Raw genomic sequence first — 13123 nt, forward strand, 5'->3', positions numbered from 1 at the left:
GCCATTCTGCGCACGCGAGACAATCTGGCTAGCGAGCGTTGGACGCCTCCCACAAGGGCTGCCCGCTATCGTACACACGTTGTGGAAGGCCGATGAGGGCATCGCTGAATGCATCCGGGGAAACCGGCGGATGCGCCATCACCTGCTTGAACTCCGGCTGTTCGACGCCCTTGCCCGAGGTGTACAAGGCCAGCAGTACGTAGGCGGTCTGGCGATCGATATCCTTGAGTCCCGCAGAAACCGCGCGCTTCTGGTATTGCGCGACGAAGCGTTCCAGCTTTTTCGGTTCGACCAGTGCCGTTTCATCGGGAATGACGAACTTGAGATGCGCCACCAGGGCCTTCAGATCTTCATTGGTCTGCGCCTGCGTGCTGGTGCCAGGCATAGCCAGCAGCAAGGCCACTCCCAACAGCAGCACCCACTGCGGCAAAGCAATCCGTTTCTGCCAATGCTCATGCGACATGCACGTTCTCCCAAAGAGGTGGCCCTGCTTCCCAGACTTCCTCAGGCATGGCCTGCAAGGCATCGAAGTAGCCTGCCAGGGAATCCGGCGGATCCTGCATCAAGGCCTTCACGGCCGGATGCTCAACGCCGGCACCGCTGGTGTAGAGCGCCAGCAACACGTACTGCGTCTGCCGGTCAATATCATCCACGCCCGCTTCACGCGCACGCTGCTGATAAGTGGCGACGAATTCCACCAGCGTGCGCGTGGGCAATGCATTGGTCTCATCAGGGATCACGAAGCGCAAATGCGTGAGCAGGGCATCGAGATCCCCGGCATCCACCAGCAGGCCGAACTGGCGGTCATCGAGCCTCACCAGCGCTGCATCCAAGGGCAAAGCCTGGCTGGGAGGCCGGACCTGCTCGCTTTGGTAGAGCGTCCGTGCTTCGCCAAAGCGATCCACGAAAGCCAGGCTGAGCATGCCCCCGGTGAAGAGCGCCAGTTGATCCTGGCTCAACGCCTGGATCCAGATCGGCAGGATGCGCGTGTCATACCAGCGCATCATCAGGGCCTGCCCATCGCTGAGGCCCACGTGGTGGAAGTTGCGCAGATGCGCTGCAAAGTCGTGCAGGCCGAGCGTACTTTCATACCAGCTCAGGCAGGGGGCGGCAAAACCGAGCGGAGACACCCAGCGCACCAGCATGCGTGCGCGCTGCTCATCCAGCCCCGAAAGCGGAAGCAGCAGGGGCGCGATTTCAGGCAGGGCTTCTTCGCGCTTTCCCTCGAACAGCGAGGCATAAGGGATGTGCATGGACTGCAGCTTGAGATGGCTCGCCTCGGCCTGCGCCGTGTCGAGCAGAAGGAAGGCATGGTGGCCGTGTTCACGACATGCCTGCGCCCAATGCACCAGCGCCAACGGATCATCAGGTATATCACTCATGGCATCAGTCCCGGTGATCTAGTTCGGGACAACAAGCGCATTGCCCTGCAGCCGCCGCACCGCTGCGGCATTCATGTCGTCGCTCTTCCTGGTCTCTTCTTCCTTCTTCGCATCGGTTTTGCCGAAGGTATCGATGGCGCGCGTCTGGAAATACAAGGTGGCAGAGAGAACATGGTCGTGCCAGCTGGTGAGCATGGTGTCATGGACCAGCAGATCGAACAGGGCCATCACTTTGTCCGGCAGCGGGCTCTTGCCATTGGAGGCATTGATCCAGGCATCGGCCAGCGTGAGCTCCCCGGGCGACATCAACGGACGTGCCGGCTTGTAGGTCGGTTTCTGGCCCGATGGGTCCATGAACACGGCCGGATGCTCGTCAACGTACTTCTGCCATATCATCTTGCGCTGGGGTTCGTCGTCCTGCTGCTTCTGATAGCGGGCCCGCTGCGCGATGACCTCCTGCGCTTCCTTGTCCAGACGCTCCCAGACGCTGACAAAGGGGCGATGCACTTCCAGGACGGTGTTTGGCATGTTGCGGGTTTCATCATCCTGCGCCGCGAACAACTCGGCCATCGCCCGGCCATAGCCTTCGCGGTCGGTCGAGGCCGTGCGGCGCGCCTCTGCGAACGCCTTCTCCGCACGCTCACGCCGCTGGCGCCGTTGATCCTGGGCGGCGCGCACGGCGTCTGCATGGGTGGTCACGGATTCGCGGAATTCCTTGGACTGGTAGCGTACCGCCAGCCAGGAGATGAAGACGCTCATGTGCTTGAGAAAATCCAGGCCTGGCGCGCGCGGGACGACGGCGCGATAGGCGTTGACCAGTTCCATCATGCGGTAGCTGGATTGCTCGTCGACGATGGGGGCCGCCAGGGAGAATTTTTGAAATGTCTCAGTCTTGTAAATTGCAAGATCCTCCATGCGGTCCATCATGACGCCCGAAATCAGAGCCTCATGGAGCATGTCCCGGAGAGGAACTCGTTGCAATTCCCCACGGAAGTTGAGCGTTCCATCCGGGGAACCACCTGTGACGTCCTCGCTGGTACCCGGATAAAGATATTGTTCTCCGCGAGTTTTTTCCAAGCTGTCGAGGCGTTGATAGAAACGTAGTTCATGAGCCGCCGCGAAATGTACGCAACGCTGTACAGCCGGCGGTATTGCCAAAGCACGATCGCCGTAGTTTTGCTTGATCACACCGACCAGAGGCAGAAAACCGATGAGTTTGTTTTCCTCCATGATCGAAGCGACACTATCCAGCAACCCGACGAACTTGATTTCGATCAGGCTACCGTCGATGGCCAAGTCCTGCTCATTGGCGCGCTTGTAGATGCGAGCGAGTTCATTGACGAATGCTCGCGCGATGACACATCCCCGGTCGGCACCAAACACACTGACCTGCATACGTTGAATCTTGGGGATCTTGCCCTTGGCATCCGCGTAGGCAGCCTTGAACTGGTCCAAGGCCGCACTGAGCCTCACGTCAACGCCGGTTCCGAAGAGACTGGCACTGGCGGCACTATCGCGGACCATGGGAATGGAATCGGCCACCACATCGGCCATCAATACCTTGGCAGCAGACCAACTTGCTTTCAAGGGATTTTTCTTGAGGTCATACAGGAAACCTCGCAATGAAGCCTTGCCACGCATGACCCAACGGTCACCGCTGGCCATGGTCAGCATGCGCCGCGCATTACCGGGCAAGGCCTTGGTTTCCTTGATCACGTCCTTGTAAGCCTTGACCACTGGGCGGAAAGACATCTCAGTCAACGAGTTCTTCAATACCTTGCCGCCCAGCTTCATCGGATCCGCAACACCAGCTACTGTCTTTACGGACTTTGCCACACGATCGTAGCCTGCAATCTTGCTCGCCGCAGACAGGGCGGCGCCACCGGCGTTCTTCGCAATCTTGGTAGCGGCGCGGACGAGATCACGATTAGCTGCATCCTTGTTCAGAGGCGTCCCTAATCCTGAGTAATAGAAGCTATACCAGAACTGATTGTCTGGCCGACGAACATCTTCGTTATCTCTGTGCGCTTCCCACAGACGGCAGATATTTGAATAACGGGATGTCTGTGGATCATCCATATCTCGATTTCTGCCGAAGCCGTCAAAAAAGAATCCGACGTGTATATCAGCTTGGCAGGCAAGTTTCTCTGCCTCTTTCTGCTTGGCCCTCGCACCTGCCATTTTTATAGCAAGGTCCGGCGGGGAACGGTCTTCCAGACTTGGTTTCGAAGCATCTCTTTCTCCGGTAGTGCGAGTCATGGGTGCTGCTCCTTGCCACTGACAGAAAAAGTCTTAATTTGATTTACAACGGCCTCTGGAAGCCTCTTCATCTCTCTACCGAAATCACCCGGTTTTCCCTTTGTGTCTTTTAGAATCTCCTGCACCTGCGGAAATCGGTCAAAGTCGGGGTTAACCAATAAATAGAACTTAACAAACTGCACCAAATCCTCGGAGTCCGTAAGACGATATTTTTTCCATGCTTCACTGGCAATCCGTGCCGTCCGCCTGAATAATTCGGCTTCATTCAGTTTTCCGGCCGGATCAACTTTTTCCCCATACTGTTGCAGAAGCGTTCGATGAACGGTTCGGTAACTGATCCGAGATACTCCCAAATCACTCCTGAATTCAGGCTCGACATGCGCATCCGGGTAAAAATGTAATCCTAATATTCTGGTGCCTGCGTTTCCTTCCAACTTAGTCGGAGGAAGATGGATATTTTCTTTAAAACTAATATATTGAATTGGCTTGTAAAGATCCTTGGAGGCGACATCTGCGTCATACATCTTCCACTCAACGCTAAATTCCGTGCCTTGCAATTGATAGCAACAGCTAAGTCTGCCCGCACCAGAGCCCGGCATCAAATCTCCGCCGCCGCTGGCCTGATTTCCATACTTGTCGGTAATAACAAATCTGGATAGGTTATAGGACGTGTAATTGAAGGCCTCAAGACTCAAGCCGCTATAGGTGGGTTCGGAGGAAAGGCCATCACACCCTACCAACGCCACCACCATCGCAACCGCACTGAACAGGGCGCTGCCAATTTTTTTCATCCCATCTCCTGTTATCTCAATTTCGTGCTCACGCCTTTTCAGCGGAAACCTTCATGATCAATCCGGCCTGCAATTTCCGCTAGGGGATCTGGCGTATCTCGGCAATAGCCGAGGCAGGCAATTGTTTCATCTCCGTCGCAAAAGCGCCTGGCTTTCCCTGTGTTTCTTGCAAGATCTTCTTCACCTGCGGATGTTCATCAAAATTCTTGTTTACCAACAGATTGAAATACACATACTGCTCCAGGTCCGCATCATCTATCAGGCGATACTTGACCCAGCCCTGTCCTGCGATACGGGCCGTGCGCCTGAAAACTTCAAAGAGGTTCAGGCGACCATCGGGATTCATCTGATTGCCGTACTTCGTCACCAAGCGTTGATCAATTGCGCCAAAGTTGAATCGAGATCCGCCGAGGTCATTCCTGAATTCAGGCTCGATATGACCGTCCGGATAGAAATGCAAACCCAGAATCCTGGCACCTGACCCTCCTCTGATATTGGTCGGAGAAATATGTACCTTTGCAGTCGACTTGATCATCTTGATCGGCGCATAAATATCACGTGAAGCGATATCAGCGTCATACGCATCCCATTCCACTTCGAACTCCGTCCCCTTTAATTCATGGCAGCAGGACAAGCTCCCTTCTCCCGAACCAGGTGGCAAATCTCCACCACCTGAACCTTTGTTTCCATATTTATCCTTGATCACAAAGCGGTCCAGGTTATAGGGCGTGTAATTGAACGCCTCAAGACTCAAGCCACTATAGGTCGGCTCGGAAGAGAATCGATCACATCCCGCCAGCCCTACCAGCAGCGCACCAACAGCAATTTTGATTACTACTACGTTCATGCAGCCGCATCCTGTCTGCCAACAAGCTCTTCCTTCTCCCACAGGGGAAGATCACCCGCATAGATCTCATCGGGAAGCGCCTGAATCGCCGCAGCGAAGGCCTTGAACCCGGCAGGCGGAGCTTGCAGCAAGGAGGCGAAGGCAGGGTGCAGCCAGGCAGCACCCGAGGTGTACAAGGCCGGCAAGAGACACTGAAGCTGATGATCGGTATCGTCTATCCCCGCAGCACAGAGCTGGTCGACATGCGCCTGCAAGAAGGCAGCCAACCGTCCACGCGCCACACGCGCGAGCTCCGGGGCAATCAGCAACTGCAGACGATTGATCAGGATATCGACCTGGGAGGCATGCATCAGCTGCGAAAATTGGCGGTCATCGAGTTGTACCAATGATCTGCCCAATGGAGGTTCGGACAGGGGCACAATACGCTCCGCCTGGCGGTCCTGGAAAAATGTCTGCACACGCGCCGTTCGGTCCAGGCAGGACAGGCTGAGCAGCGGTGCGCAGAACTGCGCATGTTGCTGCGGCGTCAGGCAGCCAAGCCATTGCGGAAGAATGCGGGTATCGTACCAACGCAACAGCATGGTTTGTCCCTCACTCAGATCCACCGTGTGGAACAGCCGCAGATGGGCTGCCAGCGCATCAAGCGGCAAGGGTGATGCCATCCAGGACAGGCAAGGATGCTCAAGCCCCATCGACCAGAGCCATTCACACAGACGCTGCAAGCTGCTGCCCTGCGCGCTCTCCAGATCGATCAGCAAGGGAGCGATCTCGGGAAGGACGGCTTCCTGTCGTCCTTCGAACAATGAGGCAAACCGCTGGCCCTGCAAGGGCCGCTGTCGGAACGCGCCTTCCACTGGTGCGCTGTCGAGCAGAGCAAAGCGATGAAGCCGAGCCTGCGCAGGCGATCTGCACCAGTCCAGCAGAGGCTGGCCAGGGTTATCGGTCATAACAGTATTCCCGGCGCACCCTGCTTCATCGCAGCCAGAATGCAGTCCTTGCAAACGCTATTGGGCAGGGTCGGCATCGGCACCTGTTGACGCACCGGCCCCTGGAACAGCTTCTGCGCCGCATGAATGGTGAGCTTCCCCGGACACTGCACCGTAATATTGCCGCCCTCGATGGTGATGTTGGCCCCACCCGCCGTGGACAGCGTGATCTTCCTGGCCGCCGCCCAATCTACACTGGCAGTGGCACTCACCACGCTCACCTGATCACGCGCCTGTAGCGCCAGCGTATCGGCTTGTGCCTGCACATCGATATTCTGTTGCGCGGCAATCATCTGCAAACCCGTTCCCCCCTCGCCCGCCGCAACGGCGCCGGCCAGCACGCCCAAGGCCTGCCCGCTGCGCATGCGCAACTGGTTGCCGCTCACGTGCTGGCTGTCGTGGCCGGACATCAGGCTGACCGTCTCGCCATTGGCCAGTTGCAGATGCTGGCCCGCGACCACGCCCAGCCCTTTCTTGGCGGCGATGCCGATCAGGGCCGAGGTGCTCTGAGGGACCTTGCCCTCGCCCGTCTGCGTGTTGGCGGCTGCCACGTCCTCGGCGCTCTTCTCGGCTGCGCCATCGACCATGCCGGATGCCGCCGTGCGCATGGCATCGAGGGGCGCGGCATTGTCGTTGATGAGGCTGGCATTGGCCTGCGCCGGGCCGACATGGCTGGCCAGGGCGACGGTCTTGTGGGTCCCCGCCGCTTCATTGAAGGTCTTGCCCAGCAGCGCGGCCTGCTTCAGCAGGGCCATGCCGCCGGCATTGTCGCCGGCCGGATCGCGGCTGGCCGCCGCGTGTTCGATGCGGTAGCTGGAAAACAGGATGCCGCTGCCCGCACGTATCGCGCCATAGGCATCGGTACGCAGCTCTGCACCGGTGCCACGGAAGCTGCCGCGATAGTTGTCCGCCGCATGGATCAGGTGGCCGAGGTTGAGTTCGGACGCCGCCTGCGAAGTCTTGAGCTGGATGCGGCCCTGGGCGTCGGTATCGTCGAACAGCAACTGGTTGTAGCCGGAGCCACCGAATTCCTTGGAACGGATGCCCCACTGCGCAGCAGCGTTGCGATGGCCGTCGCCATCCTGGCTGCCACCGTGCCAGGTCGGCGCATTGCCGCCCGCCAGGTTGCCCTGGCCGCTGGGCGACAGATCACTGGCACTGGTGAAGACCTTGCCGCGCTCCTGGCCGCTGCCCTGCGCAGCTTGGCCGCCGGGCGTGGGCGGGGCTGAACCTTCACCCTGGCCGTTGTAGAGTGCGCCCAGGATGACCGGGCGGTCGATATCGTCTTCCAGAAACTGCACCAGCACTTCCTGTCCGATACGCGGCAGGAACTGCATGCCATTGCCGCCACCGGCCGAACGCTGCGCCACGCGCACCCAGCAGGTTGCAGCGGCATCATTGTTGCGGCCCTGCCAGTGGAAGCGGATGCGGACGCGGCCCAGGCGGTCGCAATGGATTTCGTCGGCGCCATTGGCCGTGCTTTCACCGTTGGGACCGACCACGATGGCGCTCTGGCTGCCGCGGGCGGTGGCGCCGGCGTGCCGAACCAGACCAGTGCCGTCGGCCAGTACCGGACGCCACACGACATCGGCGCGGATCGCTTCGAAACTATTGGCGTAACCGAGCTTGCGGGCCTGGGCGACCATCGCATCGAGGTCGGCGCGATGGCTGACGTCAATGGAATCAGGATGCAGGCTACCCTGCGCACCAACTTGCCAGGCCTGGCATGCAGTCAGGCATTCTTCCAGCAGCGGTGGCAGCGGGCCGAACAGTTCGGCCAGGCCTTCCAGCGCATCCTTGGGTAAATTATTTACACCTGCACTGAGGACCGACAACACTGCGTATTCCGGCGGCTTGCCAGTCGCAGCGGCCAGGCCCAGCGGACCCTCGGTGAGCGTAAAGCGCGTACCCGGACGCAGCGTGCGCACCGTGCTGTGCCCCTGCCACAGCTTGTTGCGGGCTTCGCTGGCTTCCAGGTGCAGGCGAACGTAGCGGTCCGCTTCGGCCGCGTTGCGATAGGCATAGAGGCCGGGGCTGTCGTAGCTCTCCAGGCGGGGGGCGTCCTCATGGCCGAATGCATGGCGGGTCGGCATGCTGGTGGCAACGGCCTGCTTGCTCTTGTAATCGTAGGAAAGCAGCGTGAAGGACGCCGCCTGCAAGGACCTGCGGGCCGCCAGGGCCTGGATGCTGTCCTGCTCCTCGCGCGCGCCGGCGGCATGAAAACGGATGCCCTGCCCGCCCAGACCGGCGGCACTGCTGGCGTCTTCAGGGAAGGCGGTAGTGCGGGAAGAGTCGGCAAAGATGACCAGGCGGTGTCCGGCGCCAGACTCGGCAGATTCCTCCACGCGCCAGGACAAACCCTCGGCCGCCAGCAGACGGCTCACGAAGTCCAGATCGCTTTCCCGGTATTGCACCGTGTAGCTGCGCGGCGGCAGGTCCTGCAGGAAGGGCATCACTTCATCCGACCACTGCCAGTTCGCATGCGGGGCATAGGCACTGAAGACGTCACCGATGATTTCGGTGATCCCCTTGTCCTGCCACACGCGGCTGTTGCGCGATTGGCTCAGCAGCCAGACCCAGGGTACCAGCCGCAGCCGGTAACGCGCAAAGCCGCCCTCACTGCCGAGCTTGGCAGCCTGGTTGACCAGGCCGGAGAAACTGGCACTGGAACCATCTGAGAGACTCACCTGCAAACTGGCCCGCTGGCCGATCAGGGTAGTGAGCGACAGGCCGGCATCCAGGCTCAGGACGATCACCTCACGTACCCCGACGGCGTGCAGGCCTTCGGAGGCGGCAAAGGCCTCCACCAGCAGATCGCCGGCAGCGATGCCCTCTCCGACGGAGAGGCGATAGAGACGGGTCGCGCTGGTGAATTGCACCAGCTGGTTGAGCAGCTCAGACATCGGTCACCGGTTGTACAGAATAAAGGACAGGTTTCAGATCAGGATTGGCCAGCTGGCATGCGGGGAGGCCTGCACCTGGATTTTCTAATTGTCTGCGGAGGGCACCTTGCAGGCGGGATCGCTGTCCCACCGGCCCGAGCAGATGCGCCAGCGGCAGAATTCACCTTCCACGAAGCCCAGCGCGTGACAGCGCTGCAGCAGCGATGCGGTGCTCTCGCCGTTCCTGCGTTCGACCACGTCGACGTTGCGGGCTTCCTTGGATTTGGCAGCGCTGGCGTGGGCCTGCGCAGATTTCTGGGGAGCGCCATCCGCACCGGCGCCATTGCCACCGTTCGCATTGCCGGCGGCGCTGTTGCTGCGCTTTTTATCGACCTCGCCGGAGCGGGCAACCAAGGCCTTGATCAGATCCACATCGCTGTCGTTGCGGGTTTCTGCCTTGGCGGGCTTCTTCTTTTTTTCATCATGCTGGGCGGATTGCCTGGCGGGCTTCTCCGATGTTGCGGGCTTGGCCTCCAGCGCATTCTTGAGCGCTGCCGGCGGTGGCTTGACGCCCTCCTCCAGTGCCGAAGTGAGCTGGTCCGGGCCGCGCGGGGCCGTTGTTGATGCAGCGTCGGGCGCAGGGGGATTGGTGTCATTGATGACCGCAGCATCGGCGGGAGCCGAAGCCGGCGCCGCAGGGGCAGCGGAAGCCGACTCGGCCACACCAGTCGGCGTGGAGGCAGTGGGCGACGCAGCCGAGGCCAGGGGCGGTACTGGCGCAGCTGACGTGGCCTGAGCGGGCGCGCTCGTACCATCACGATCTTTCATGCGCAGCGCAGCCACTGTGACGCCGGCTGCAACCAGCAACAGCAGCAGCACGATCGCCAGCACGCGGCGCGGCTTGCGTGCGCCCCCGCTACTGCTGCGGGCTTTGCTCTTTCCATCCGAAATCGAATTGAGGATGCGAACTTCATCCGCAGACGAACTGTCGGATGCAGGCATCAAGCTCGGTCTTCTGGATGCAGGTTTCTCTTGGTTCGGAGGCTGCAAGGCCGTACTCCTGGGTTATCCAACTTGAAACAAGTTGTTTGATTTTTATTGATTTGTCGTTTCCTGCCGCCCGACGCGATCACTCGCCAACGAGCCGGCGCAATTTCCAGAAACGTGTCGGCGTCCGCCCTTCTTCACCACCCGGCGCCGGCCAGAATAAAAAGGGGAATGTTCGTGCTGTTCCTTCTCATTGCCGCCTATCTGCTGGTCACCGGCTTCGCGATGTGGCTGCTGCTGTTTCCATCGGGCCGGGTCCTGACGATGCGCTTCCTGCACGCCCGGCTTGCCGGCCTGCGGCACCGGTGGGAACGCTGGAACAGAACAGGCGACGCGGTGATTGCAGGGACCACATCCAATGTCCGGAGTTCCCTGACGGCGAGTGTGAACTACGTGCGCAATAATTACGTAATTGTGTCCACCATCGCGGTCTTGTTGATCGGTCCCGCTATCGTTGCATTTCTGTTAAGCGGCAAATCGATGCTGCAGGGATTTGATGACAGCCAGCGCGTAACCAATTCTCAAATCGCGGAACTTTTAAAAGGTGAGCAACTCGTACCACCGCCGCCCTTGCCGCCGGACATGTTTACGACTGCTGAAGTGGTGCAGGTCCGACCGATGCTGGTCAATGCCAGCCGCAACTGGGAACTGCTCAATCCCGAATACGCCCAACGCCTGCTCCTGGTCTTCAAGATCATGAAGGAAAAGCATGGCTACGAGATGGCGCTCATCGAGGGTTACCGCAGCCCGGAGCGCCAGAACATGCTGGCCGGGATGGGAAGCAACGTCACCAATGCAGCGGCTTTCCAGAGCTATCACCAATACGGCCTGGCCGCCGATTGCGCCTTCGTGCGCAATGGCAAGCTGGTCATCAGCGAGAAGGATCCGTGGGCCATGGAGGGTTACCGCCTCTATGGCGAAGTCGCCGAATCCGTCGGACTGACCTGGGGCGGCCGCTGGAAGATGATGGATTTCGGCCACACCGAATACCGCATGCCGGGCGTGATGAAAAAGTAAGGTTTTACGGCGCGGAGCTGATCGACGCTCCGGCGAAAGACAGACTGTAAAAAATACAAGGGGATCCACCATGAGCAAGCCGATCATCGTCCTCGGAGACAAGACCTCGCATGGCGGCAGCGTCATCGAGGGTTCCGGCCAGACCCTGGTCGGCAACAAGCTGGTGGCGCGCATCGGCGACAAGGTCAGTTGCCCGCGTCACGGTACCACCACCATCGTCAGCGGCGATCCCACGCTGCTGGTGGATGGCGCACCGGTGGCGCGCGATGGCGACAAGACCGCGTGCGGCGCGGTGCTGGTCGCCAGCCAGGCCACCACGACGCTCTGAACCGGGCGATCCAACACGACAGGGGCAGGGTTCACAACAACAATAAAAATCCGGAAAGCGAACGCTGATGAGCACATGGATAAAGCGGGGTCTGTTGACCGTCGCAGTTTTCTTGGTGACCTGGGTGATGTTCATCACCTATTGGTCCGGCGCCAATCACATGCCCGATGGCGGCGATGTCATCCTCTACCTGCTGGTGCTGCCGGCAGCCTTCCTGCTGCTGCTCTGGGGCGTTGCCAAGGCCAGGACCACGCTGGCGGCCGCGGCCGCGGCCAAGGCTGCTGCTGCCGCCGCCGTGCCTGCGCCGACTGCGGCCAGCAGCGCACCCGGCCACCCTCCCGAACGCAAGTGGACCCTGGCCATCGTGGCCACTGCGCTGCGCTGCCCTTTCGGGGAGGACGCCGCCAGTCTGCTCGAACAGATCAGGTCGCAATCCGTGCGCCTGCCCTTGGATGCAGAATTGGTGAACGATCAGGAACTGCCCATCCTCGCCGGCCGCATCGCCGACATCGCAGGTGAAGAAGCGCGCGAAATCTACCAAGCCTGGCATCAGCAGCACTACCCCGGGCAAGACCTGGCAGCACTGGGCGCTGCCCACTGGCGCAGCCTGGCCCTGGCCGCCGACATCGCCCGTGAACTGGGCGAGCGGCTGCAGTGGCATCCCCTGCTGGAGGAATATGTCGAAGCCCCGCGCCACCACCAGGAGGCAGTGGGCTTGCCGCACCTGCATTTGCTGGTGCTGCTGCCGGCCACCTGGGGCAGCGAGCATCGCCTTCAGGCCGCCCGCTGGCTGGGTGAACAAGTCTGCCAGCAAGGCTGGCCGCCGGAAAAGCTCAACGTGCTGCCGGCCGCCGCCGGCGAAAATGCCCATCCCCTGCTGCACCTGGACCGCCTGATCGCCACCAGCCGTGATGCGCGCACACAGCAACCCTCCCCTTTCCTGGCCTCCTCCTACCTGGCCATGGTCGTTGCAGCCCAGTCCAACCTGGATGCAGAAATCGTGCAGGCCTGGCAGCAGGACAGGCAACTGCTGCAAGGCCCGCAGAGCATCGGAAAATCACCGGCCGAAGGCGCAGCCGGCCTGATCCTGGCCGATACCACCCAAGCGCTGGCCATGGGCACCGCCGACCCCGTATTGCTGCACCGGCCCAGCTTGGGACAGCATGAGCAGCCTGTGGACCAGGCACGCCGGGTCAATGGCGAACTGCTGAGCCAGCTGGCGCAAGGCGCCCTGCGCGACGCCGCGCTTGCCCCGGATGCGCTGGCCCTGCTGGTCAGTGACGGCGACTACCGGGCCAGCCGCACCGATGAAATCATGAAGCTGGGCTATGCCGTCCTGCCCGAGCTGGACCTGGGCAGCCAATGCGTAAAGCTCGGCGCCACCTGCGGGTCGGCCGGCCTGGCTACCGCCCTGTCAGCCCTGGTGCTGGCCCATGCCGCCACCAACGACAGTGGCGAGCCCAGTCTCTGTGTCTGCAACGAAGACGCGCAGCAGCGCGCCGTCGTTGCGCTCAGCCGTGCGCCGGCCATTGCGGCAGCGGCCGCTTCACACCCTGATCCCGCTTCAGCGACCACATAACAAGA

11 protein-coding genes are annotated in these 13123 nt (G+C 60.7%); 3 read left to right on the plus strand and 8 right to left on the minus strand.

Annotated elements, in window-relative coordinates; all coding sequences use genetic code 11:
• Positions 1-28 precede the first annotated feature (28 nt).
• The 8 genes from ACLRDN_RS21070 to ACLRDN_RS21105 form a co-directional block, all read right to left on the minus strand.
• A complete protein-coding gene (locus ACLRDN_RS21070) occupies positions 29-463 on the minus strand; it encodes a hypothetical protein (RefSeq protein ID WP_413457869.1) in 435 nt (144 codons plus the stop codon).
• Positions 453-1382, minus strand: coding sequence for a DUF4123 domain-containing protein (locus ACLRDN_RS21075; protein WP_413457870.1), 930 nt, complete (start codon positions 1380-1382; stop codon positions 453-455). The genes ACLRDN_RS21070 and ACLRDN_RS21075 overlap by 11 nt, the downstream gene beginning before the upstream one ends.
• Before the next feature lie 18 nt (positions 1383-1400).
• Positions 1401-3641, minus strand: a complete 2241-nt coding sequence (locus ACLRDN_RS21080; protein WP_413457871.1) for a hypothetical protein — start codon at positions 3639-3641, stop codon at positions 1401-1403.
• Positions 3638-4432: a hypothetical protein gene (locus ACLRDN_RS21085; RefSeq protein ID WP_413457872.1), complete on the minus strand. Its 795-nt coding sequence runs from the start codon at positions 4430-4432 to the stop codon at positions 3638-3640. Before ACLRDN_RS21085 ends, ACLRDN_RS21080 begins: the two co-directional genes overlap by 4 nt.
• Before the next feature lie 79 nt (positions 4433-4511).
• The gene (locus tag ACLRDN_RS21090; protein WP_413457873.1) at positions 4512-5279 is read right to left on the minus strand and encodes a hypothetical protein; all 768 of its coding nucleotides are present in this window, start codon (positions 5277-5279) and stop codon (positions 4512-4514) included.
• Positions 5276-6226 (minus strand): DUF4123 domain-containing protein, encoded by a 951-nt coding sequence (locus ACLRDN_RS21095; RefSeq protein WP_413457874.1) that lies wholly within the window; start codon positions 6224-6226, stop codon positions 5276-5278. Before ACLRDN_RS21095 ends, ACLRDN_RS21090 begins: the two co-directional genes overlap by 4 nt.
• Positions 6223-9168 (minus strand): type VI secretion system Vgr family protein, encoded by a 2946-nt coding sequence (locus ACLRDN_RS21100; protein ID WP_413457875.1) that lies wholly within the window; start codon positions 9166-9168, stop codon positions 6223-6225. The genes ACLRDN_RS21095 and ACLRDN_RS21100 overlap by 4 nt, the downstream gene beginning before the upstream one ends.
• A gap of 84 nt (positions 9169-9252) precedes the next feature.
• Positions 9253-10149: a hypothetical protein gene (locus ACLRDN_RS21105; RefSeq protein WP_413457876.1), complete on the minus strand. Its 897-nt coding sequence runs from the start codon at positions 10147-10149 to the stop codon at positions 9253-9255.
• A gap of 222 nt (positions 10150-10371) precedes the next feature.
• Between ACLRDN_RS21105 and ACLRDN_RS21110 the strand changes: the two genes are divergently transcribed.
• The 3 genes from ACLRDN_RS21110 to ACLRDN_RS21120 all read left to right on the plus strand — a co-directional run bounded on the left by ACLRDN_RS21110 (position 10372) and on the right by ACLRDN_RS21120 (position 13118).
• Entirely contained in the window at positions 10372-11211 is an 840-nt protein-coding gene (locus ACLRDN_RS21110) for a M15 family metallopeptidase (RefSeq protein WP_413460430.1), read from the plus strand.
• A 70-nt stretch (positions 11212-11281) separates the two neighbouring features.
• On the plus strand, positions 11282-11539 hold the full coding sequence (locus ACLRDN_RS21115) for a PAAR domain-containing protein (protein WP_413457877.1): 258 nt from the start codon (positions 11282-11284) through the stop codon (positions 11537-11539).
• Between the two features lie 127 nt (positions 11540-11666).
• Positions 11667-13118 (plus strand): hypothetical protein, encoded by a 1452-nt coding sequence (locus ACLRDN_RS21120; protein WP_413457878.1) that lies wholly within the window; start codon positions 11667-11669, stop codon positions 13116-13118.
• Positions 13119-13123: the final 5 nt, after the last annotated feature.

The organism is Herbaspirillum huttiense (assembly GCF_047300815.1).
Lineage (GTDB): Bacteria > Pseudomonadota > Gammaproteobacteria > Burkholderiales > Burkholderiaceae_D > Herbaspirillum > Herbaspirillum huttiense_A.

What these genes read in the sequence shown, in the direction of transcription:
- ACLRDN_RS21075 (WP_413457870.1), bottom strand. Translation starts at nt 1,382, where the DNA reads ATGAGTGATATACCTGATGATCCGTTGGCGCTGGTGCATTGGGCGCAG.
- ACLRDN_RS21115 (WP_413457877.1), top strand. Translation starts at nt 11,282, where the DNA reads ATGAGCAAGCCGATCATCGTCCTCGGAGACAAGACCTCGCATGGCGGC.
- ACLRDN_RS21085 (WP_413457872.1), bottom strand. Translation starts at nt 4,432, where the DNA reads ATGAAAAAAATTGGCAGCGCCCTGTTCAGTGCGGTTGCGATGGTGGTG.
- ACLRDN_RS21095 (WP_413457874.1), bottom strand. Translation starts at nt 6,226, where the DNA reads ATGACCGATAACCCTGGCCAGCCTCTGCTGGACTGGTGCAGATCGCCT.
- ACLRDN_RS21100 (WP_413457875.1), bottom strand. Translation starts at nt 9,168, where the DNA reads ATGTCTGAGCTGCTCAACCAGCTGGTGCAATTCACCAGCGCGACCCGT.
- ACLRDN_RS21090 (WP_413457873.1), bottom strand. Translation starts at nt 5,279, where the DNA reads ATGAACGTAGTAGTAATCAAAATTGCTGTTGGTGCGCTGCTGGTAGGG.
- ACLRDN_RS21080 (WP_413457871.1), bottom strand. Translation starts at nt 3,641, where the DNA reads ATGACTCGCACTACCGGAGAAAGAGATGCTTCGAAACCAAGTCTGGAA.
- ACLRDN_RS21070 (WP_413457869.1), bottom strand. Translation starts at nt 463, where the DNA reads ATGTCGCATGAGCATTGGCAGAAACGGATTGCTTTGCCGCAGTGGGTG.
- ACLRDN_RS21105 (WP_413457876.1), bottom strand. Translation starts at nt 10,149, where the DNA reads ATGCCTGCATCCGACAGTTCGTCTGCGGATGAAGTTCGCATCCTCAAT.
- ACLRDN_RS21120 (WP_413457878.1), top strand. Translation starts at nt 11,667, where the DNA reads ATGTTCATCACCTATTGGTCCGGCGCCAATCACATGCCCGATGGCGGC.